Source organism: Pseudomonas sp. LB3P93 (assembly GCF_054898025.1).
In genome coordinates, this window is the sequence record NZ_CM142713.1 from 4,277,465 (window position 1) to 4,297,881 (window position 20,417).

Here is a 20,417-nt window from a genome sequence, read left to right on the forward strand (position 1 = left end):
TCACTTGCCCGCCCGCGTCATGCATCGCTGATAACGCTCATCGACCCGCTTGGCGAACCACGCTGTCGTGAGTTTGCGAGTGATTTTGGGACTTTGCAGCACGATCCCCGGTAACACCGCCCGAGGCAACGGCCGACCTTCCGCCTTCTCCGCCAGGTCGAACACCCGCGTATAGAGCTGCGTGTCCTCGAACTGAAGGTTTTTGCCCTCCTCCAGTTGATCCCGAATGGTCGTGTTGCGCATGCCCAATTGCTTGCCAAGGGTGCGCACCGCCACTTCCGTGGTACCGGGCATGATCGCGTCGTAGCGGACCAGATCGCCATCCAGAGCCAAGGGGATGCCAGACGCACGACTCACCGCGTTCTGAAACGCCGCATTGCGGCTGGCGTACCAACCGGCGTTGAAATCGGCGAAGCGATACAGCGGCTGTTTGTAGCTCACCGGGTACCCGAGCAAGTGGGCGATGCCGAAGTACATGCCGCCACGACGGCTGAACACCTCACGACGGATCGAGCCGTTTACCGGATACGGATAATCCCGCGCCTGTTGCTCGGCGAAGTCGATGCTGACCTGCATCGGCCCACCGGTGTGCACGGGGTTGAGCCCTCCAAACAAGGTCCGCCCCATGGGCACAATGCCAATGAAGTCATCGAAAATCGCGCTGAGTTCTTTTTCGCTGCGCGCCGCATTCAGCCGGTCGCTGTAGCTTTTACCGTTGGATGAACTGACCTGCAGTGCACCGCTCACCAGCAGGCTGGGGATGTGGACTTTGGCGGCACGACGGTCGATCTCTTCACGGGCGATCTTGCCCAGGCCCGGCACGGGTGGGTCGACCTGGAAGGTCGACTCCTGCTCCGTGACCGCAAGTACCGAACACAAGTTTTGCGTGGAGGGATAGATGTTCTGCGCGGCAAATGCGGTGTAGATGTCCGTGGCCCAGCCTTGGCGGTCAACGGTTTTGGCCGGCAGCAGACGCACGATCTCGGCCTTGACCTCGGCGGGTTTGCGGGCCGGCAACTCCTGAGTGCGCTGGGAGCCGCAACCGGCCAGAACCAGCAATGCCGCGACACTCATGATCAATCGATTGGCTTGCATGGTGCTCCATCAAATCTGCTGAACCGGGTTAACCATACGATCAATGGCATGGCGCAGGCTATGACTCCTGCTGAAACGCCCCGTTCCGTAGCAGCTGTCGAGCCTGCGAGGCTGCGTTCGACTGCGAAGCAGTCGCCAATCCTGCGTACGCGGTTTACCTGATAGACCGCAGTGCTTGAATTGACGACTGCTTCGCAGCCGAACGCAGCCTCGCGCTGCTCGACAGCTGCTACAGGTCCCGCCTCATCCTGTGTAATGACAAAATGATTGCGCAACGTTACTGCGAAATCCTATCATTCGCGCCTGGAGTCGCATTTGCGCAAGGAGTTCCCGCGCCGTCACTTTCTTTTTTCTCACCGGCGGCGTGCCGTCAGGAATGAAACATGACCACTCCAGCCCGACTCGGCGCCCCTTTCCGCCCGACACTCCTCGCCTTGTTTTGCTCCCTGTCCGTGACTGCCTACGCCGCAACGCCGGCCACCGCCCCCGAAAATGAAGGCAAGTCGCTGGTGCTGGACGAGGTCAACATCAACGCCCAGGCCCCATCCCCTTCTGCCCTGCCCCCGGTGTTTGCCGGCGGTCAGGTGGCGCGCGGCGGGCAACTGGGTGTGTTGGGAAATCAGGACATCATGGACGTGCCATTCAGCGTGTCGTCCTACACCGAGCAGCTGATTCAGGATCAGCAAGCCGAAACCGTCGGCGACGTGCTGCTCAACGATTCTTCGGTGCGCCAGGCCACCGGTTTTGCCAACCAGGCGCAGGTGTTCGTGATTCGCGGCCTGCCGCTCAATGGCGATGACATCTCCTATAACGGCCTGTACGGCGTACTGCCGCGGCAAATCATTTCCACCGATGCGCTGGAGCGCGTCGAAGTATTCAAAGGCCCGAACGCGTTCATCAACGGCGTGACCCCGACCGGTTCCGGCATCGGCGGCGGCGTGAACCTGCAACCCAAGCGCGCCGGCGATGTGCCGTTGCGCCGCTTCAGCACCGACATCAGCAATGACGGCCGGGTCGGCGAGCACCTGGACATCGGTCAGCGGTTCGGCGAAGACAACCGCTTCGGCGCCCGGATCAACCTCGCCCAGCGCGAAGGCGACACCGCCGTCGACGACGAGAACCAGCGCTCCAAACTGTTCGCGATCGGCCTGGATTATCGCGGCGACGCGCTGCGCCTCTCCGGCGATTTCGCTTATCAGAAGCAACGCATCAACGGCGGACGCAACTCGGTGTTCCTCGGCACCGCGACGCACATCCCGGACGCGCCGTCGGCCGACACCAACTACGCGCCGAAGTGGGGTTTCACCGAGATCGAAGACACCTTCGGCATGCTGCGCGCCGAGTATGACCTGAACGACAACTGGACTGCCTACGCAGCGGGCGGTGCCAAGCACACCCGTGAAACCGGTCGCTATAACTCGACCACCCTCGTGGGCAACGACGGCACCGCAACCACCACCGGCTCGTTCATTCCCCATGACGAAGACAACAAAAGCGTCATGGCGGGCCTGAACGGTCGCTTCCAGACGGGCCCTGTCAGCCACAAACTCAACTTCGGCCTGGCCGGGATCTGGACTGAACAGCGCAGTGCCTTCGATTTCGACCTGACCCGCTACCCGAACAACATCTACCACCCGGTTGAAACGCCGGCGCCACAGGGCGGTTTCGATGGCGGCGACCTGCACGACCCGGGCATCACCGGCAAAACCTTCGTGCGCAGTGGTGCGGTGTCCGACACCCTGGGCTTCTTCGATGATCGCCTGCTGCTGACCGTCGGCGTGCGTCGCCAGCAGATGGTGGTTCAAGGCTATGGCTATGCCGACTACGGTTCCGGCAGTCGTACCTCGTCCTATGACGAATCGATCACCACGCCGGTCTACGGCATCGTGTTCAAACCGTGGGACCACGTGTCGTTCTACGCCAACCGCATCGAAGGCCTGGCAAAAGGCCCGACGGCACCGACATCAGCGGGTGGCCGTGTGGTCATCAATGGCAATGAAGCCTTTGCTCCGGCGCGGTCGAAGCAAATCGAAGCCGGTGTGAAAGTCGACATGGGCACCTACGGCGCCAGCCTCGGTGTGTACCGGATCGAGCAACCGGCCGACGGCTTTACCCAAGTCGTCGATGCCACCACAGCGGTCTTTGTGCGTGAAGGCGAACAGGTCAACAAAGGCGTCGAGCTGAACGTCTTCGGCGAGCCGATCGAAGGTCTGCGCCTGATCAGCGGCCTGACCGTGATGGACACCGAACTGAAGAAAACCGCAGGCGGTCTGAACGACGGCAATCGCGCCATCGGCGTGCCGACCTTCCAGTTCAACGCCGGCGTGGATTGGGATGTCCCGGGCCTGCAAGGAGTCGCGCTGGACGCACGGATGCTGCGCACCGGCGGTCAGTACGCCGATGCCGCAAACAACCTCAGCCTGCCGACCTGGAACCGCTTTGATGCCGGCGCTCGTTATGCCTTCAAAGTCTCGCAGAAGGATGTGACCGTGCGCCTCGGCGTCGACAACCTGACCAACGAAAAATACTGGGAATCGGCACTGGGCGGTTACCTGACCCAGGGCGAGCCACGGGTGGCGAAGTTGTCCGGCACCATCGACTTCTGATCACTGCCGCCCAACGAAAAAAGGCCCCGCAGCTTCACGGCTGCGGGGCCTTTTTCCGTTGGGCGGCCAGCCTTTTCATATCCCCGGGCTAGACCATACTTGAGCCACACACCGAGGAGGAAAGGCCCATGAACCGTAGCGACGTACTGATCGTCGGCGCTGGCCCGACCGGGCTGGTACTGGCGCTGTGGCTGAGCAAACTGGGGATTCGGGTACGGATTATCGACAAGACGTCGGCCCCCGGCACCACGTCGCGGGCGCTGGCCGTCCAGGCGCGGACGCTGGAGCTTTACCGCCAACTCGACCTCAGCGATGCCGTGGTGAAGAAAGGTCATCGGGTGGCCGCAGCGAATTTCTGGGTCAAGGGCGAGCCCGTGGCGCGCTTGCCGTTGACCCGCATCGGCGAGGGGCTGACGCCTTACGCGTTCCTCGAGATATTTCCTCAAGACGAACACGAACAGCTGCTGATAGAACGCCTCGAAGGGTTCGGCATCAAGGTCGAACGCAACACAGAACTCGAAGGTTTTGAGGAAACCGGCGATGGCATCAGCGCAACGCTGCGCTTGCACGATGGCCAGCAGGAGGTCTGCCAGGCGTGTTACCTGGCGGGTTGCGACGGCGCCCGGTCCATCGTGCGCAAGACCCTGGACACCGGTTTTCCCGGTGGCACCTACCAGCAGATTTTCTATGTGGCCGACGTGCAGGCGCGCGGGCCGACGTTCAACGGCGAACTGCACCTGGACCTGGATGAAGCGGACTTTCTCGCCGTGTTTCCGTTAGTCGGTGAAGGCCGTGCCCGGTTGATCGGCACCGTGCGCGATGAGCGCGCCGACCGTGCTGAAACCCTCGGGTTTGCCGACGTCAGCAGTCAGGCCATCGAACATCTGAAAGTGCAGATTGATCAGGTGAACTGGTTCTCGACGTATCGCGTGCATCACCGCGTGGCGGATCACTTTCGCAGCGGTCGCGCGTTTCTATTGGGCGATGCCGCGCATGTCCACAGCCCGGCGGGTGGCCAGGGCATGAACACCGGGATCGGCGATGCCATCAACCTGGCCTGGAAACTGGCGGCGGTATTGAGCGGCGGCGCCACGGCCACGCTGCTCGACACGTACGAAACCGAACGCATCGCCTTTGCCCGCAAGCTGGTGGCCACCACCGACCGAGTGTTCAGCTTCGCCACCGCCGAAGGGCGCATGGCCGATTTGCTACGCACCCGACTGGCGCCATTCCTGATCCCCAAAATGGCCTCGTTCGAGGCGTCCCGCGAGTTTCTGTTTCGTACCGTGTCGCAAATCACCCTCAACTATCGTGGGACAGAATTGAGCACCGGTGTCGCGGGGCACGTTCATGGCGGCGACCGCCTACCCTGGGCTCACGACGGTGAGGGAGACAATCTCGAATCGCTGAAGTGTCTGTCCTGGCAGGTACATGTGTATGGCGACACCAGCGACGAAATGATCGCCTGGTGCATTGAGCATCACCTGCCGTTGCACGTATTCGGTTGGCGGCCGGCGTTTGAAGCGGCGGGATTGGTGCATAGCGGCTTTTATCTGTTGCGACCGGATACGTATGTGGCGATTGCCGACAACTCGGCCGATCCGAAGGTGATCGAGCGGTACTTCAAGGAGCATGGGATCAGGCCGTTTTTTGGCAGCCCCTGAGACCACCACATCCCCCTGTGGGAGCGGGCTTGCCCGCGATGGCGTCGTGTCAGTCGACACATGTATTGACTGACATACCGCTATCGCGGGCAAGCCCGCTCCCACAGGAGGTATGTGTCGGGTTTAGATCCCGGCCAATGCGAGGTCCATCGCAAAGTAGGTAAAGATCAAATCCGCCCCCGCCCGCTTGATCGCGCCAAGGCTTTCACGCACCACGCGATCCTCATCAATCGCCCCGGCCTGCGCGGCGAATTTGATCATCGCGTACTCACCGCTGACCTGATACGCCGACAGCGGCAACCGCGAAACCTCGCGGATGTCGCGGATGATGTCCAAGTACGCGCCGGCCGGTTTGACCATCAGCGCGTCGGCGCCTTCCTGCTCGTCCATCAGTGATTCGCGCACCGCTTCGCGGCGGTTCATCGGGTTCATCTGGTAGCTTTTGCGGTCGCCCTTGAGCGCGCTGCCGCCGGCTTCGCGGAACGGGCCGTAGAGCGCGGACGCGAATTTGGTCGAATACGCCATGATCGCGGTCTGGGTGAAACCGGCTTCGTCGAGCGCCCGGCGAATGGCCTGGACCTGACCGTCCATGGCGGCTGACGGGGCAATCACATCAGCACCCGCCCGGGCCGCCGCCACGGCTTGTTTGCCGAGGTTGATCAGGGTCTGGTCGTTGTCGACTTCATGGTTGTGCATTACGCCACAATGACCGTGATCGGTGTATTCGCAGAAGCAGGTGTCGGACATCACGATCATCTCTGGCACCGCATCCTTGGCGATGCGCGACATGCGCGACACCAGGCCGTTGTCGCTCCAGGTGTCGCTGCCGCTGCTGTCCAGATGATGGGACACGCCGAACGTCATCACCGACTTGATCCCGGCCCGGGCGTAGCGCTCGATTTCACCGGCCAGTTTCGACTCCGGAATGCGCATCACGCCCGGCATGCTCTTGATCGGCACGAAGTCGTCGATTTCTTCCTCGACGAAAATCGGCAGCACCAGGTCGTTCAAGCTGAACTCGGTTTCCTGGAACAGGCTGCGCAGGCTCGCATTGCGGCGCAGACGGCGTGGACGTGCTTCGGGGAACTGGCTGGACATGAGGGGTTCCTGAAAAGCGGAGGACGAGACGAAAGTCGTAGGGGGCGAAGCTTATGCCCTGCAAGGCGCGAGACACAAACCTCGATCGCTCAAGACTGCTTTACCGAGGCCGCAATAATCGCGCGGATACAACGCTTGCTCACAGGTTTGATCGTTCCCACGCTCCGCGTGGGAATGCAGCCAAGGACGCTCCGCGTCCCAGAAGCGTGACGCAGAGCGTCACAAGAGGCATTCCCACGCGGAGCATGGGAACGATCGTAAACACAAAACCGCGTAGGAGCAGGCTCCCACAGGTTTAGATTTCCAGCACGCCAGAAATACAGGTCACCACAGCACCGCCAATCCAGATTTCATCCCCCACCTGCTCCACCTGAATGCGCCCGGCGCGGCCCATGGTCAGGCCCTGGCTGACCACGTAAGACGCCGGCGCCAGACCTTCTGCGAGCAACCACTGCGCAATCCCGGCATTCAGGCTACCGGTGGCCGGGTCTTCCGGCATGCCGTCGCCGGAGATGAACGCACGCACTTCAAACTGCGCGTCATCGCCATCTCGTTCGGGGTTCCACGGCGCGATCACACCGACGGCCAGGCCAAGCATCTGTGAATGATCCGGTTGCAAATCCAGCACCTGCCGGCGGTCCTCGACCATCACCGCCAGCCAGCCGGCACCATTATCGACCCACTGAGTCCGGACAATCGCGCCTGGCTCCAGCCGCAGTCCGCGGCGCACACGCTCGACCACCTCGGCTTCCAGCGGCCCTGTCTTGATCAACGGCGGCGCGAGAAAGGCCAGCTCCGCACCTTGCCTGCGGACCCGTACCAGACCGACGCCACACTCCTGAATGATCTCCTCGCCCTTGGGCACGCCACCGGCCTCAAGCCATGCGTGACAGGTGCCCAGCGTCGGGTGACCGGCGAACGGTAACTCGTTGAGGGTGGTGAAGATCCGCACACGATAGTCGGCGCGAGGGTCGCGCGGTTCGAGGATGAACGTGGTTTCGCTGAGGTTGGTCCAGGTCGCGAACGCTGCCATGCGTTCATCGCTGAGCCTGTCTGCGCCGAACACCACCGCCAACGGATTGCCCTTGAGCGCTACGCGGCTGAAGACATCTACTTGCTTGAAATCGAATGAACTCATTGCCTGCCTTGGTCTTGATGAAATCGAAGAGGTTTACTTGGGAATTTCCAGCCCGCGGATCACCGCCGGCCGCGCCAGAAAGCGCTCCAGCACGCGAGTGACGTTGGGGAAATCCTTGATGCCCACCAGATCGCCGGCTTCATAGAAGCCGATCAGGTTGCGCACCCACGGGAACGTCGCAATGTCGGCGATGGTGTAGCGTTCGCCCATGATCCAGTCGCGTCCTTCCAGACGGCCATCAAGCACTTTCAGCAGACGTTTGCTTTCGTCGACATAACGATCACGCGGACGCTTGTCCTCGTAGTCCTTGCCGGCGAATTTGTTGAAGAAACCGAGCTGGCCAAACATCGGCCCGATGCCGCCCATCTGGAACATCAACCACTGGATCGTCTCGTAACGCGCCGCCGATTCCTGCGCCAGCAACTGGCCACTTTTGTCGGCGAGGTAAATCAGGATTGCCCCGGACTCGAACAACGGCAGGGGTTTGTCATCGGGACCGTGGGGGTCGAGGATCGCCGGGATCTTGTTGTTGGGGTTCAGGGACAGAAACTCGGGGGACATCTGATCGTTGGTGTCGAAGCCAACGCGATGAGCCTCGTAGGGCAGCCCGGTCTCTTCCAGCATGATCGAAACCTTGACGCCGTTGGGGGTCGGCAAGGAGTACAGCTGGATCCACTCAGGGTATTGGGCCGGCCATTTTTGAGTGATCGGGAACGCAGACAGATCGGTCATCGCAAGCATCCATGGACAAGGAAAGGGGTTGAGCATAATCCAGGATCACCGCCGAATGGTTGAGATCTTTTGAGGCTATCAATCTGGCTGATGAGCAAGATCAAACGATTCCAGTCTATTGCCGGCGCCTCCCCGTGTACCGTGTCCATAAATCCGCAACATGCTGTCGATAACCTCTGCTGCAACCCATGCAAGGTTACCGATCCATTGCGGCGCACTCGCCGGAATCGAACCAAATGGGCTTCAGAGGACTCTGAGCTGTGCCCTTTCGGAAACGGACCGGCCCAACGACATGGAAAACACCCGATGCTGGGAGCTCGCGGTGTAAAGGTTTGTCAGCCTTAACCGAATGCGCTGAAGATCACCTATTCAAATGATGAACCTTTTGAAACTCGTTAAGCACTTCAAGCAACGCGCGTATGTCGTCCTGCCCTCCCTGCTGGCGGCGAGCGCGTTGTTTCTGTCGCTGGAGTCCAGCGAAAGCCGCGCCCAACCGGCTGACGGCACCCAGACCCTGGTATTCCTGCGTCACGCGGAAAAACCCGAAGGCGGCCTGGGTCAGCTCAACTGCCAGGGCCTGAACCGCGCCATCGATCTGGCCACCTTGCTGCCGGAAAAATTCGGCAAGGCCAATTACGTATTTGCCGCCAACCCGACGCGTAATGTCGAGGAAGGTGAACTGGACAATTCCTACAGCTACATCCGTCCCCTGATGACCATCAGCCCCAGCGCCATCAAGCTCGGTTTGCCGGTGAACATCAACTTTTCGGCCAACGACACCAGCGACCTCGCGGACGAATTGCTCCACGACAAGTATCACAACTCGGTCATCTACACGGCCTGGTCCCACGGTTACCTGCCTGAGCTGATCAACAAGGTCGCGGGAGATGCGGTTGGCAAGAAACAGAAGATCACCGAAGACTGGGAGTCCAGCGATTACGACTCGCTGTTTGTGCTCACGCTGACCTGGCATAACGGCAAGGCGAGTCTGGTGAGCCACAGTTACAAGCAAGGGTTGGATAATGGGCGGGAGACTTGTCCGACGTAAGCTGTCGGATATCTTCCAGGCATCAGAGTTTATAGTGCCAATCAGGGCCCCATCGCGGGCAAGCTGAACTGGTCAAGTAAATCCGGACACCGGTTACGGTGCTTATGCCGCTTTTTGCTCCATAGCTAGTGGCGACAGGTAGTTGTTGTAGCTGTGGAGCCTGGTGCGGTTGTAGTACATGAAGAAACGCGTCATATCAGTTTCGGCTTCCTTGACCGTGCTGTAGCCGTTACGAGGGACCCATTCTGACTTTAGCGTGCCGAAAAAGCGTTCTGTCGGCGCATTGTCCCAGCACTGCCCGCGACGACTCATGCTTTGCAAAATGTCATGGCGTCTCAGCTCTTCTTGAAACTTGCGACTGGTGTACTGACAACCCTGATCCGAATGGAACATTACTCCTGACGGGCATTTACGAAGCTCTGTCGCCATCCGTAGCGCCTTGCTGACCAGGTTCGCGTCGTTGACCAGAGAGAATGCCCAACCGATGACCCGGCGTGCATACAAGTCGATCACGATGGCCAGATGAACCCAACGTTTACCCACCATCAGGCTTGTAACATCGCCACACCAGACCTGATTGACTGCGGTCGGTTTGAAATTGCGCTTGAGCAAATTGGGTGCGACGAACGCTTCAACCCCTTTGGATCTGAATAGGTGCGGCTGGCGTTGTTTACTGACAATGTTGGCCTCTCTCATCAATGCTCTAACAAGGCTTCTTCCGGCAGATATATCTAGTGCCTTCAGGTTTTTGCTGATCGCTCTGGAGCCCAGGGCTTCCCGACTTTCGCTGTGCAACTCGACCACTTTCTCTTTGAGTTCTTCGCGTCTGATCTTTGGCTTGGCGCGCCGCTGCATCCATTCATAAAAGCTGCTGCGCTTCACATCGAAAACGCGACACAGGGTGGCGGTCGGAAATGACTCTCTTAGCTCCGCGATCATCGAAAACGATCGGGGTCCGACATCAAGAGAGCGGTAGCCTTTTTTAAGATTTCGGCTTCCAGTTCCAGGCGTTTGATCTTGGCTTTCAATTCCTGAATCTGGCGCTGATCCTCAGTAATTGCCTTGGTGCCCTGAACGGGTTGCCCTTTGCGCTCCTTGCGAACCTGCTCGACCCACCGCCGCAGGGCGGTAGGTCCAATACCTAAAGACGCGCAGACATCTGGAACGGGGCAATTATCGTCAATTACCATGCTGGCTGCACGATGCTTGAATTCGCGGGAATAGACCTTTCTTTCGTTCATGGAACCTCCAAATTGGCGAAATCATATCGCCCTTAAGAGGTGTCCGGAATTATTAGGCCAGTTCAAGCCCGCTCCCACAGGGTTTTGTGTTTACCACAGATCCCTGTGGGAGCGGGCTTGCCCGCGATGGGGTCGGCAACACCAACACATTACTGCCGGCTGATCTGCCGCTCACGCAGGTATTCAAGAACCGCACCCTTCTCCCCCGCAAACTCAATCCGCGAACCCTTCTTCTCCCGCTGAAACGCATACATCGGATCGTAATACTCACGCAGCAACCCTTCGATCCAGCCCCGATGCAAATCCACCGCCCCGCTGTTCGCCTGCTCCGCCAGCGCATCCTCCATCAGGATCAACATCCGCCGGTGCCGTTCACCGCCCAGACGTTTCTGTACGTTGTTCAAGCTCTCCAGCAAACGCTCGGAAAACAGCGCAAAACCCTCATCGCCATGCACGCTGATGAACTCGGCACACAAGTCCACGACGTAATCGCGCAAGATCCTTTCGACCCGCCCTTCCAGGCTGTCTTCCAGCCAGACCATCGGGAACTCTTGCATGCCCTGAAAGAGCGGCAACGGCAACGCGCAACTGCCGATCGCGCGGCTCTCGTCTTCCAGTACAAACTGCTCGATGCCATGGGCGCGCTTCTTCAGCACGTCCACCGCCAGGCGGTTTTCAAAGTCGATATTGGAAGGTTGGCCAGTGGCGCGTTTGCCGAAGCTGGAACCGCGATGATTGGCGTGACCTTCGAGGTCCAGCCCGTTGCGCAGTTGCGTGAGCACCTCGGTCTTGCCGGTGCCGGTCATGCCGCCCAACAACACGAAATCGCACTGGGCAACGGCCTGATCGACCGTGTCCAGCAAGAAGCTGCGCATCGCCTTATAGCCGCCACCGACGCGCGGGTAGTCAATGCCGGCCTCGTCCTTGAGCCACTGCTGGACGATCTGTGAACGCAAGCCGCCGCGAAAACAATACAAATAACCATCAGGATGCGCCCGGGCAAAATCGGCCCAGGCCTGGATGCGTTCGGCCTTGATCTCGCCGGACACCAATTGATGCCCCAGCGTAATCGCCGCTTGCTGGCCGTGCTGCTTGTAGCAGGTGCCGATCCGTTGCCGCTCGTGGTCATTCATCAGCGGCAGATTGACCACACCGGGGAAAGCCCCTTTGTGGAATTCGACCGGCGCGCGGGCATCCATCATCGGCCGGTCGTTGAGAAAGATGTCGCGGTAATCGGTGAAGTCGATTGACATCAAAACACCTCGACCGCGTTGGTCTGTCGCTCGACAAGTTCACCGATCGGCTCAAGGACCAGGCCCAGTTCGGCAGCCACTTTGAGGAACTGCTCGTTGCCTTCAGGCGTGACCGCAACCAGCAGGCCGCCGCTGGTCTGTGGATCACACAGCACCCGTTTATGCAGTTCCTGCACGCGCCCGACCTTGCTGGCGTAGCTGTCGAAATTGCGCAAGGTGCCGCCCGGCACGCAGCCCTGATCGAGGTAGTACTCGACACCCGGCAGACGCGGGACACGGTTGTATTCGATCCGCGCGGTCACGTTGCTGCCATCGGCCATTTCCACCAGGTGCCCCAGCAAGCCGAAACCGGTGACGTCGGTCATCGCCGTCACGCCGTCGAGCTTGCCGAAGCGGCTGCCGGGTTTGTTCAGCGTGCACATCCAGTCGCGGGCCAGGCCGATGTCGGCCGTGCGCAACTTGCCCTTCTTCTCGGCGGTGGTGAGGATGCCGATGCCCAGCGGTTTGGTCAGGTAAAGCAGGCAACCGGCGGTGGCGGTGTCGTTGCGCTTCATGTGGCGTTTTTCCACCAGCCCGGTCACCGCCAGGCCGAAGATCGGCTCCGGCGCGTCGATGGAATGCCCACCGGCCAACGGAATGCCCGCCTCGTCACACACCGAACGGCCGCCGCGAATCACTTCCCGGGCAATCTCCGGGGCAAGCACGTTCACCGGCCAGCCGAGGATCGCAATCGCCATCAACGGATCACCACCCATGGCGTAGATATCGCTGATCGCATTGGTGGCGGCGATGCGGCCGAAATCGAACGGGTCGTCGACGATTGGCATAAAGAAGTCGGTGGTCGAGACCACGCCGCGTTCTTCGTCGATCGCGTACACCGCCGCGTCATCGCGCGAGGCGTTGCCGACCCAGAGTTTGGGGTCGAGGTTCTGCGCACCGCTGCCGGCCAGAATCACCTCCAGCACCTGGGGCGAAATCTTGCAGCCACACCCTGCGCCGTGGCTGTATTGGGTCAGACGAATCGGCTCGCTCATGGGGGAATAACCTCGTGAAGACAATGGGGTGGAGTCTACAACAACCACGCAACCGATCGTTCCCATGCTCCGCGTGGGAATGCCTCAACGGACGCTCTGCGTTCGGCTTTGGATAGGACGCGGAGCGTCCCGGGCTGCATTCCCACGCAGAGCGTGGGAACGATCAAGCGTTAGCCCAACTTTTTGACCGAAACGACAATAAAAACCCTTATTTCGTCGATTTTTCATGGAATTGAAATAATTGGCACCCCTTGTGCAAACGTTTGCGAGTCGCCAATACCGACGTTTTCACGACATAACCGCGCAAGCCCGAAGAACCGGGCTTTTGATCCGCACGAAAAGGGACTTTTAATGCACCGCACGTCCAGCCGCGTGACTTGCTCGCGCACTGTTGCTGTTTCCTTGCTGCTGGCCAGCGTTACAGGACTACTCAGCAGCACCGTTTTGGCGCAACCCGCCCCCGCCGAAGAATCCGCCCAGGGCGAAACCCTCAGCCCCGAAGCCAGCCCGCCGAAAAAAGGTGTGTACCTGTCGGACTGGTTCAACCAGGACCTGACCGTCATTGGCAGCAAAGACATCAGTTTCGGCCCGCTACCGGCCGACGATATTTACCTGGAATACGAGTACTTCGGGCGCAAGGGGCCGTTCGAGTTGTACGGCTACATCGACATCCCGAAGATCTTCGACATCGGCAACAGTCATGACAAAGGCGTGTGGGACCACGGCTCGCCGGTGTTCATGGAGCACGAACCACGGATCTCCATCGACTACCTCGCTGGACGCCGCCTGGCCATCGGGCCGTTCAAAGAATGGTACGTGGCGTTCGACTGGATCTACGACCACGGCAGCAACAGCGCCAACCGCGCCAATACGCTGTACAGCGGCCTGGGCACCGACATCGACACCCACTCGCGAGTCAACTTGTCGGCGAACTTCTATGGGCGTTATCAGTGGGAAAACTATGGCGCCAGCAACGAGTACTCGTGGGACGGATACCGGGCGCAGCTCAAATACATCGTGCCCATCAGCAGCTTCAGCAACGGCGCGTCGCTGACGTACATCGGCTTCACCAACTTCGATTTCGGCTCGGACCTGCACAAGGACAACCCGGCCCGCACCGCCAACGCAACCGTCGCCACCAACGTGTTGCTGTACTCGTTCACCCACTTGCGTTTCACCCTGGTCGGCCGTTACTTCCACAACGGTGGCAACTGGGAGGATGGCAGCGAGTTGAATTTCGGCGACGGCAACTTCCGCGCTCGCTCCAATGGCTGGGGTTACTACGCCGGCATCGGTTATCAGTTTTAACGCGTGTTTGAACCTGGAGGTTTTATGAATGCATTGATGCGTATTTCCCTGACCTGTTTCGCCCTGCTCTCTTCCACGGCCTGGGCGAGTGAAGCGCCGATCCAGCCAAAAGTGATGCTGATCACCATGTTCGCCCCCGAGGCGCAAAACTGGATCGATCGCCTCGAATTGAAGCAGGAAGTTCGAGTGCCGGGCCTCTCCGCCGAGTACCCGACCATTCGCTGCAATGCGCAGCAGGTGTGCCTGATGGTTACCGGCATGGGCCAGACCAACGCCGCCGCTTCGACACTGGCCCTGGCCCTGTCGCCAAAATTCGACCTGCGTAAAAGCTATTTCCTGATCGCCGGGATCGCCGGCATCAGCCCGAAACACGGGACCATCGGCACCGCCGCCTGGGCGCATTACCTGGTGGAGTTCGGCACCCAGTGGGAACTGGATTCCCGGGACGCGCCGAAAGACTGGCCGACCGGTTACATCGGCATCAACACCAAAGGCCCGAACGAAAAACCGCCACTGGACTACAAGACCGAAGTTTTCGAGCTCAATGCGAAGTTGCAGGCGAAGGCGTTTGCCCTGACTCGCAACGTCGAACTGAGCGAGAGCAAGGAATCGGCAGCGTGGCGCAAGAAATATCCATCGGCCCCGGCCAATCAGCCGCCGGTGGTAACCCGGTGCGACACGCTGGCGGGCAACACCTGGTTTTCCGGGACGCGTTTGAGTGAGCGTGCTGAGGTCTGGACCCAACTGCTGACCGACGACAAAGGCGAGTACTGCACGACGCAACAGGAAGACAACTCGACCTACGAAGCGCTGCTGCGGGCGAGTCATGAAGGGTTGGTGGATGTGCAACGCCTGGCGGTGGTGCGTGCGGGCTCCGATTTTGATCGACCGGCACCGGGCCAGAGCGAAGTGGATAACCTGCTCAAGTATGCGGATCAGGGCGGGTTTGTGCCGGCGCTGGAGAACCTGTACCGGACGGGGAATCCATTGGTGCAGGAAATTTTGAACAACTGGTCGACGTGGGAGAACGGTGTTCCCGAGGTTTGAGTTCGGCTTGAGGACGCCTTCGCGAGCAGGCTCGCACACAGGGTTTGCCCAGAACCTGTGGGAGCGAGCCTGCTCGCGATAGGGCCAGAACATCCAACATCAATATCGGTTATGGCAACAAAACCACCTTGTCGCCAGCCCCCTGATTCACCTCCGCGTACCGCTCCAACCCCTCCGCCAACGGCGATTCAAACAACCCTTCCGGCAACGGCAACAACCCCTGATCAAAGAACTTGCCGAACTGATCAAGCATCGCCGCGCAAGCCTGGACGCCATACAACAACGAATTGATCCCCACCACCGAGCCACCCTTGCGATACAACGCCAGCGCTGGCAATTGCACCATGCCGTCTACCGGTGCAGCGATGATCGCGATGCGACCGAACGTCGCCAGCGCCGGAACCGAGGCCGGTAGCCAGAAACCGGTGGTGTCGAAGATCACGTCGGCGCCGCCGGCATACACGGCATTCACCTGTGGACCCAGGTCTTCCGGTTTATCCAGTTGCAGCGTCTGATAACCCTGTGCCTGCAAATCCTTGACCTGCTCGGGCCGCCGCGCCGCCGCCAGTACTTGAGCGCCACGCACTTTGGCCAACGCCAACGCGGCACTGCCGACCGCCCCGCCGCCGATCACCAACAGCCGCGTTCCGGCCGTCACCAGACTGCGCTCCAATGCATCCCACGCCGTGGTGTATGGCACGCCGAGGCTGGCGGCCTGGGCGAAACTCAGATGGGTGGGTTTGAGCGCCACGCCATTGGCCGGCAGTTTGACGAATTGCGCATGGGAGCCGTCGGCAAAGAAACCCAATTCACGGCCGGTGCCCCAGACTTCCTGACCGATCAACGCTTGCGGTCCTTCAACCACCACACCGGCGAAATCCCGACCGGGAATCCGCGGCAAGGTGGTGTAGGGAAAACGCCCCAGCACGTTCTTCACGTCGCTGGGGTTAAGGCCGGCCGCCTTGATCTGGACCAGCACTTCATCGGCGCCGGGAACGGGGGTCGGAACATCGACATAGCGCAAGCCCGAGAGGTCGCCGGTCTTGTCGAATTGCAGTGCTTTCATGGGAGTTTCCATCGCATCAAGGAAGGGGTTTCAGGAGACCCAGCCGGCTACCAGTTGCCGACCCATGGGCCATAACTTTTCGCCAGCGAGCATGCCCAGCAGGCCCACCAGGGCAATGGCCGGTGGGGCGGGAGAACGAAAATCCAGTGCGCCGTAGAGCAATCCGACGCCCAGACCGATGACCAGCGAGATGAGGTAGCTCATGGCAGACTCCGTGGGCAATTAAGGTATGCCCAAAGTCTAGAGCGAGGTGACGGCGGGCATCGGCCAAGTGCTTCTGAATATCGGCCAAGGCGCTAATGCCAGATGCAACACAACCTTGTAGCAGCTGGCGAAGCCTGCGTTCGGCTGCGCAGCAGTCGTGAAATCAGACAACGCGGTCCATCAGGAATACCGTGCAAGCAGGTTTGACGACTGCTTCGCAGCCGAACGCAGGCTTCGCCGGCTGCTACAAGGTTTCGTGATGGCTAGACAGGGCGTTGGCTCGTCGCAAACTGCGAAGGCGCGACACCCAGTTCCCGGCGGAACATGTCGCTGAAGCTGCTCGGCGAATAGCCCAGTTCCCGGGCAATCGTGCTGACTGGCACACCCTGAATCAACTCCGCCGCCGCGGTCGCCAGTTGCACCTGGCGCCGCCATTCGGCGAAGCCCATGCCCAAGCCGTCCTTGAATAGCCGCGCCAGGGTGCGCACGCTGGCACCGGCGTTTTCCGCGTGCTGCTCGAAGGGAATGTCCAGCGAGGGCGCGGCCATGACCGCCTGACACAGGTTCATCAGGCGCCGGTCGGAATCATCCGGCAACGGGATTTTCAACAGCGAACGCCGGGCGCGCCTAAGCTCCAACAAAGCCAGGCCGACCAGCGCGTCGTAATACTCGGGCGCGCCATCGTCGCCCTGCTCCACCAGCCCGACGATCAGCTCACGCAGCAGCCCGCCGACTTCGATCACCTGAACACTGTCATCCAGCGTGGCCGCCAATGAGGGCCGCAGGTAGATGTTGCGCATCTGCAGGTCCGAGACCACACGAATGCCGTGCGGCACGCCCGGCGGCAGCCAGACCGCCCGTTGCGGCGGCACCACCAGCGCCTCATGGGGCGTTTCGACCCACATGACACCGCTCATTGCGTACAGTAATTGGCCCCAGACATGTTCGTGCGGCTCGACGTACATGCCGCGCGGGTACGTACGCGCCAGTGGTTGCACGGGCACATCGGTGTCACTCAGGTCGGGAGGGGCGGCGAGGGCCATGGGCAATGATCAGTGGGGTTTTCAGGTATTGCATGGTAACGGCGCGCAGGCCTTGTCGCCACTGACGGCAGCCGTCTGACAATCGGAATGAATTTTCCGTAACCCCGACGATCCTTGTATTACCACAGGGAGGAATACGGGCTTTATGAACAACGCAAAACTTTTCGTCATTGAATACACCCTTCATGGCGCGCCAAAGTCTTTCATTATCCGCCTGGACAAAATGGACAACGCGGAGGCTTGGCACTGGGCCAGTTGTGATGCGGGGGTCGGACGAATCCCTCGCTTTGGCCGAGAGAAGGTGCAAAAAACCAGCAAGCCGCTGGCGGAGAAATTCGGCATCGAAAACGTGACATGGCGGCCGGCGGGCTGAGGATTCAAGGGGGGACCAGACATTAAAATGTGGAGCCCGAGTGGCTCCACTTTATGTTGATGAGCTATTTGGCGTGGGCGCACTTGCAGCCCTTGCTCGCACACTCCTCGCCATGTTCGTGGTGCTTGGCGCACGCTTCACAGCAATAGTGTTTGCCGTGACGCGCTATCGGGTGTTCGCCGAGTTTGCAGGAGCATTTGGGGCAGTCGCATTTACTTTCACTGTCGATCATGAGTCTGACTCCATGGGTGTGGTCGTCGCGGGCGGCTAATGCGCACCTCAGTCATCAGTGTAGGAGCTACAAAATGGCTCGGGGTTACTCGCTCCGTGTGCTGCTGCGATACATAAACAGCAGCGCCAGCGCCAGGCACATCATCGCCAGCATCCGGCTGCTCGACAACTCGATCGCCGGGTTACCCAGCCAGCCGAAGTTGTCGATCAACATTCCCATGCCCAGTTGCCCGACGATCACGGCCACGGTCGCCACCGCAGTGCCGACCCGCGGCACTGCGCCGACCATGACTATCATGTAGACCACGCCGAACAAGGCGCCGCTGAGTTGCCATTTCGGCACATCCAGCAGGCTCACGGCATGGGCCGGTTCGAAAAACAGGATCAACAACCCGGTAACCACTGCACCCACCGCGAAGGTCAGCAAACTGCTGCGCAACACGCCGACGGTTTCCCCCAGACGCCCATTGATCGCCGCCTGGACACTCAACACCGCGCCGGCGGCCACCACCACGGCCAACAAAATAATCAGATTCATCATCAACCCCGAGCAATCAGAACAAGTGCCGCGACAATCAGCAGCAACGCCAGCCAACGCTCACCGTTGACCTTTTTGCGGGTGGCGCCGAACCAGCCGAAGTGGTCGATCAGCACGCTTTTGCCGACCTGCCCGGAGAGGATCGCGATCATCGTCATCGCGATCCCGATGTGCGGCGTGGCCAGGGTCAGCACCACCACGTAGATCGGCCCCAGGAATCCGCCGATCAATTGCCAGCGCGGCAAAGTGTTCAACGCCGGACCTTGTTGCTTGCCGCTGAACAACAGCAATAAAAACAGAATCGCCGAGCCGACGCCGAAGATGCTCAAGGTCGCCCATAAGTGCCCGACCTGAACCCCGAGCGGCCCGAGCAGACCGGCCTCCACGGAAAGACCCATGCCGGCGAGAATCACCAGTGGCAGCAGCAAGAGGCGCAGCCCTGGTTTGGTCGCCGGCGCTGCAGCGATGTCGATTGAAGAAGATTGCATAGGAAAACCTGCCGATTATCAGATAAGGCGCAGATTCCTGTGGGAGCCGGGCTTGCCCGCGATGACGGTCTACCAGTCAACATTGTGGCGCCTGATGGGCCGCCATCGCGGGCAAGCCCGGCTCCCACAGGGAATTGCGGTGTTCTATTGATTCAGCGACAGGCATTAACCCGCCGGATGGCGCGCATTATCGGCTGGCGATCCTTTGCGATAAATGGGAGCATCCGGACAACACTTTTGCGCAACCCGCACAGCAGGATGGATCATGCACGGCCTCAACGAGCTGGGATTCAAGGCACTTCGGCTGTTTGTCGCGGTGCTCGACCATGGCAGTTTTTCCGAAGTCGCCCGCCGCGAGGGCCTGGCGCCCTCTTCGATTTCCCGCCAAATCCAGTTGATGGAACAGGCGCTGAACCAGCAATTGCTCTACCGCCACACGCGCGCCGTCACGCCCACCGAAGCGGGACGCATGCTCGGCCATCACGCGCGGTTGGTGCTGGTGCAGCTGGAGGAAGCCGAGCAGGCCTTGCAGGAACAGCAAAGCGACCCTAGCGGGCTGGTGCGAATCAACGCGCCCGTGGTCTTCGGGCAACGCCATCTGACGCCGTGGCTTGGGCAGCTGTGCGAGCGCTATCCGAAACTGCAACTGGATATCCAGCAAACCGACAGCTACGTCGACCCGTTGCAGGAAGGGGCCGACTTACTGTTTCGCATCGGCCCGCTGCACGATTCGAGCATGCAGGCGCGGATTCTGGCGCCCCATCGCTTTCAAGTCGCCGCCAGCCCGGCCTACCTCAAGCGCCACGGCACGCCGCAACATCCCGAAGAGCTGGCGGCGCATCAATGCCTGGCTTACAAGGGCGTGACCGGTCAGCAGCGCTGGTTTTTCCGCAAGGACCCGCAGGACTGGACGCCCTACTCAGTCAAAGGGCCGATCACCGGCAACCACGCCGACACGCTGACTCAAGCCGCCGAACAAGGCCTGGGGCTGGTGATGTTTCCTTCGTGGCTGATTGGGGAGGCGGTGTGCAACGGCACGCTGGTGCCGGTGCTGGGGGCGTATCAGGTGTCCAACAGCCTTGAGCCGCAACAGATTGCGGTGCTGTGGCCGGGCAGCCGACGGTTGTCGGTGAAGGTTCGGACGGTGATTGATTTCTTTGTGGAATGCTTTGGTGCGGTGCCCTACTGGGACCGGCCCTGACAACACATA

At 60.4% G+C, this 20,417-nt stretch carries 21 protein-coding genes; 7 read left to right on the forward strand and 14 right to left on the reverse strand.

The features are described 5' to 3' along the window. Entirely contained in the window at positions 1-1,095 is a 1,095-nt protein-coding gene (locus tag ACYZT8_RS19370) for a DUF1615 domain-containing protein (protein WP_461975112.1), read from the reverse strand. Between the two features lie 383 nt (positions 1,096-1,478). Between ACYZT8_RS19370 and ACYZT8_RS19375 the strand changes: the two genes are divergently transcribed. Continuing rightward, a complete protein-coding gene (locus tag ACYZT8_RS19375; RefSeq protein ID WP_461975114.1) occupies positions 1,479-3,701 on the forward strand; it encodes a TonB-dependent receptor in 2,223 nt (740 codons plus the stop codon). Positions 3,702-3,829: 128 nt separating this feature from the next. Beyond that, positions 3,830-5,365 (forward strand): FAD-dependent oxidoreductase, encoded by a 1,536-nt coding sequence (locus ACYZT8_RS19380; RefSeq protein WP_461975116.1) that lies wholly within the window; start codon positions 3,830-3,832, stop codon positions 5,363-5,365. 123 nt (positions 5,366-5,488) lie between these two features. Here ACYZT8_RS19380 and hemB read toward each other — a convergent pair whose 3' ends face one another. From hemB to ACYZT8_RS19395, 3 genes are all read right to left on the reverse strand, one after another. After that, positions 5,489-6,463, reverse strand: coding sequence for a porphobilinogen synthase (hemB, locus tag ACYZT8_RS19385; protein ID WP_461975118.1), 975 nt, complete (start codon positions 6,461-6,463; stop codon positions 5,489-5,491). Positions 6,464-6,758: 295 nt separating this feature from the next. After that, on the reverse strand, positions 6,759-7,601 hold the full coding sequence (locus ACYZT8_RS19390) for a PhzF family phenazine biosynthesis protein (protein WP_461975120.1): 843 nt from the start codon (positions 7,599-7,601) through the stop codon (positions 6,759-6,761). Between the two features lie 33 nt (positions 7,602-7,634). Next, a complete protein-coding gene (locus ACYZT8_RS19395; RefSeq protein ID WP_461975122.1) occupies positions 7,635-8,333 on the reverse strand; it encodes a glutathione binding-like protein in 699 nt (232 codons plus the stop codon). A gap of 373 nt (positions 8,334-8,706) precedes the next feature. On the opposite strand from ACYZT8_RS19395, the gene ACYZT8_RS19400 reads away from it, so the two are divergent. Beyond that, positions 8,707-9,381, forward strand: coding sequence for a histidine phosphatase family protein (locus tag ACYZT8_RS19400; RefSeq protein ID WP_461975124.1), 675 nt, complete (start codon positions 8,707-8,709; stop codon positions 9,379-9,381). Between the two features lie 102 nt (positions 9,382-9,483). On the opposite strand, the gene ACYZT8_RS19405 is transcribed toward ACYZT8_RS19400, so the two are convergent. The 4 genes from ACYZT8_RS19405 to selD all read right to left on the reverse strand — a co-directional run bounded on the left by ACYZT8_RS19405 (position 9,484) and on the right by selD (position 12,909). Next, positions 9,484-10,320: an IS3 family transposase gene (locus ACYZT8_RS19405; protein ID WP_461973779.1), complete on the reverse strand. Its 837-nt coding sequence runs from the start codon at positions 10,318-10,320 to the stop codon at positions 9,484-9,486. Next, positions 10,317-10,622 (reverse strand): transposase, encoded by a 306-nt coding sequence (locus ACYZT8_RS19410; protein ID WP_461973777.1) that lies wholly within the window; start codon positions 10,620-10,622, stop codon positions 10,317-10,319. The genes ACYZT8_RS19405 and ACYZT8_RS19410 overlap by 4 nt, the downstream gene beginning before the upstream one ends. 149 nt (positions 10,623-10,771) lie before the next feature. Beyond that, positions 10,772-11,875: a tRNA 2-selenouridine(34) synthase MnmH gene (mnmH, locus tag ACYZT8_RS19415; protein WP_461975125.1), complete on the reverse strand. Its 1,104-nt coding sequence runs from the start codon at positions 11,873-11,875 to the stop codon at positions 10,772-10,774. Continuing rightward, entirely contained in the window at positions 11,875-12,909 is a 1,035-nt protein-coding gene (gene selD, locus ACYZT8_RS19420; protein ID WP_461975127.1) for a selenide, water dikinase SelD, read from the reverse strand. The genes mnmH and selD overlap by 1 nt, the downstream gene beginning before the upstream one ends. Before the next feature lie 351 nt (positions 12,910-13,260). Here selD and ACYZT8_RS19425 point away from each other — a divergent pair, with 351 nt between their 5' ends. Together ACYZT8_RS19425 and ACYZT8_RS19430 are read left to right on the forward strand one after the other, a co-directional pair. Beyond that, entirely contained in the window at positions 13,261-14,217 is a 957-nt protein-coding gene (locus ACYZT8_RS19425; protein ID WP_461975129.1) for a nucleoside-specific channel-forming protein Tsx, read from the forward strand. A 24-nt stretch (positions 14,218-14,241) separates the two neighbouring features. Beyond that, on the forward strand, positions 14,242-15,264 hold the full coding sequence (locus ACYZT8_RS19430) for a purine-nucleoside phosphorylase (RefSeq protein ID WP_461975131.1): 1,023 nt from the start codon (positions 14,242-14,244) through the stop codon (positions 15,262-15,264). A gap of 109 nt (positions 15,265-15,373) precedes the next feature. Here ACYZT8_RS19430 and ACYZT8_RS19435 read toward each other — a convergent pair whose 3' ends face one another. The 3 genes from ACYZT8_RS19435 to ACYZT8_RS19445 form a co-directional block, all read right to left on the reverse strand. Further along, complete coding sequence (locus ACYZT8_RS19435; protein ID WP_461975133.1) at positions 15,374-16,330, reverse strand: quinone oxidoreductase family protein; 957 nt, start codon at positions 16,328-16,330, stop codon at positions 15,374-15,376. A gap of 30 nt (positions 16,331-16,360) precedes the next feature. After that, positions 16,361-16,534, reverse strand: coding sequence for a DUF1427 family protein (locus ACYZT8_RS19440; RefSeq protein ID WP_010458583.1), 174 nt, complete (start codon positions 16,532-16,534; stop codon positions 16,361-16,363). Positions 16,535-16,797: 263 nt separating this feature from the next. Next, a complete protein-coding gene (locus ACYZT8_RS19445; RefSeq protein ID WP_461975134.1) occupies positions 16,798-17,577 on the reverse strand; it encodes an AraC family transcriptional regulator in 780 nt (259 codons plus the stop codon). A 145-nt stretch (positions 17,578-17,722) separates the two neighbouring features. On the opposite strand from ACYZT8_RS19445, the gene ACYZT8_RS19450 reads away from it, so the two are divergent. After that, entirely contained in the window at positions 17,723-17,950 is a 228-nt protein-coding gene (locus ACYZT8_RS19450; RefSeq protein ID WP_010458578.1) for a DUF6555 family protein, read from the forward strand. A 64-nt stretch (positions 17,951-18,014) separates the two neighbouring features. Here ACYZT8_RS19450 and ACYZT8_RS19455 read toward each other — a convergent pair whose 3' ends face one another. The 3 genes from ACYZT8_RS19455 to ACYZT8_RS19465 all read right to left on the reverse strand — a co-directional run bounded on the left by ACYZT8_RS19455 (position 18,015) and on the right by ACYZT8_RS19465 (position 19,207). After that, positions 18,015-18,182 carry a metallothionein gene (locus ACYZT8_RS19455; protein ID WP_461975136.1) on the reverse strand — a complete coding sequence of 56 codons (168 nt, stop codon included), beginning with the start codon at positions 18,180-18,182 and terminating at the stop codon, positions 18,015-18,017. 84 nt (positions 18,183-18,266) lie between these two features. Continuing rightward, complete coding sequence (locus tag ACYZT8_RS19460; protein ID WP_461975138.1) at positions 18,267-18,722, reverse strand: DMT family transporter; 456 nt, start codon at positions 18,720-18,722, stop codon at positions 18,267-18,269. Then, a complete protein-coding gene (locus tag ACYZT8_RS19465; RefSeq protein ID WP_438662538.1) occupies positions 18,722-19,207 on the reverse strand; it encodes a DMT family transporter in 486 nt (161 codons plus the stop codon). Before ACYZT8_RS19465 ends, ACYZT8_RS19460 begins: the two co-directional genes overlap by 1 nt. Before the next feature lie 265 nt (positions 19,208-19,472). On the opposite strand from ACYZT8_RS19465, the gene ACYZT8_RS19470 reads away from it, so the two are divergent. Further along, positions 19,473-20,408, forward strand: coding sequence for a LysR family transcriptional regulator (locus ACYZT8_RS19470; protein ID WP_461975140.1), 936 nt, complete (start codon positions 19,473-19,475; stop codon positions 20,406-20,408). Positions 20,409-20,417: the final 9 nt, after the last annotated feature.

Bases quoted from the DNA above. Each gene is read 5' to 3' on its own strand.
- ACYZT8_RS19370 (WP_461975112.1), bottom strand. From the start codon at position 1,095: ATGCAAGCCAATCGATTGATCATGAGTGTCGCGGCATTGCTGGTTCTG.
- ACYZT8_RS19375 (WP_461975114.1), top strand. From the start codon at position 1,479: ATGACCACTCCAGCCCGACTCGGCGCCCCTTTCCGCCCGACACTCCTC.
- ACYZT8_RS19380 (WP_461975116.1), top strand. From the start codon at position 3,830: ATGAACCGTAGCGACGTACTGATCGTCGGCGCTGGCCCGACCGGGCTG.
- hemB (WP_461975118.1), bottom strand. From the start codon at position 6,463: ATGTCCAGCCAGTTCCCCGAAGCACGTCCACGCCGTCTGCGCCGCAAT.
- ACYZT8_RS19390 (WP_461975120.1), bottom strand. From the start codon at position 7,601: ATGAGTTCATTCGATTTCAAGCAAGTAGATGTCTTCAGCCGCGTAGCG.
- ACYZT8_RS19395 (WP_461975122.1), bottom strand. From the start codon at position 8,333: ATGACCGATCTGTCTGCGTTCCCGATCACTCAAAAATGGCCGGCCCAA.
- ACYZT8_RS19400 (WP_461975124.1), top strand. From the start codon at position 8,707: ATGATGAACCTTTTGAAACTCGTTAAGCACTTCAAGCAACGCGCGTAT.
- ACYZT8_RS19405 (WP_461973779.1), bottom strand. From the start codon at position 10,320: ATGATCGCGGAGCTAAGAGAGTCATTTCCGACCGCCACCCTGTGTCGC.
- ACYZT8_RS19410 (WP_461973777.1), bottom strand. From the start codon at position 10,622: ATGAACGAAAGAAAGGTCTATTCCCGCGAATTCAAGCATCGTGCAGCC.
- mnmH (WP_461975125.1), bottom strand. From the start codon at position 11,875: ATGTCAATCGACTTCACCGATTACCGCGACATCTTTCTCAACGACCGG.
- selD (WP_461975127.1), bottom strand. From the start codon at position 12,909: ATGAGCGAGCCGATTCGTCTGACCCAATACAGCCACGGCGCAGGGTGT.
- ACYZT8_RS19425 (WP_461975129.1), top strand. From the start codon at position 13,261: ATGCACCGCACGTCCAGCCGCGTGACTTGCTCGCGCACTGTTGCTGTT.
- ACYZT8_RS19430 (WP_461975131.1), top strand. From the start codon at position 14,242: ATGAATGCATTGATGCGTATTTCCCTGACCTGTTTCGCCCTGCTCTCT.
- ACYZT8_RS19435 (WP_461975133.1), bottom strand. From the start codon at position 16,330: ATGAAAGCACTGCAATTCGACAAGACCGGCGACCTCTCGGGCTTGCGC.
- ACYZT8_RS19440 (WP_010458583.1), bottom strand. From the start codon at position 16,534: ATGAGCTACCTCATCTCGCTGGTCATCGGTCTGGGCGTCGGATTGCTC.
- ACYZT8_RS19445 (WP_461975134.1), bottom strand. From the start codon at position 17,577: ATGGCCCTCGCCGCCCCTCCCGACCTGAGTGACACCGATGTGCCCGTG.
- ACYZT8_RS19450 (WP_010458578.1), top strand. From the start codon at position 17,723: ATGAACAACGCAAAACTTTTCGTCATTGAATACACCCTTCATGGCGCG.
- ACYZT8_RS19455 (WP_461975136.1), bottom strand. From the start codon at position 18,182: ATGATCGACAGTGAAAGTAAATGCGACTGCCCCAAATGCTCCTGCAAA.
- ACYZT8_RS19460 (WP_461975138.1), bottom strand. From the start codon at position 18,722: ATGATGAATCTGATTATTTTGTTGGCCGTGGTGGTGGCCGCCGGCGCG.
- ACYZT8_RS19465 (WP_438662538.1), bottom strand. From the start codon at position 19,207: ATGCAATCTTCTTCAATCGACATCGCTGCAGCGCCGGCGACCAAACCA.
- ACYZT8_RS19470 (WP_461975140.1), top strand. From the start codon at position 19,473: ATGCACGGCCTCAACGAGCTGGGATTCAAGGCACTTCGGCTGTTTGTC.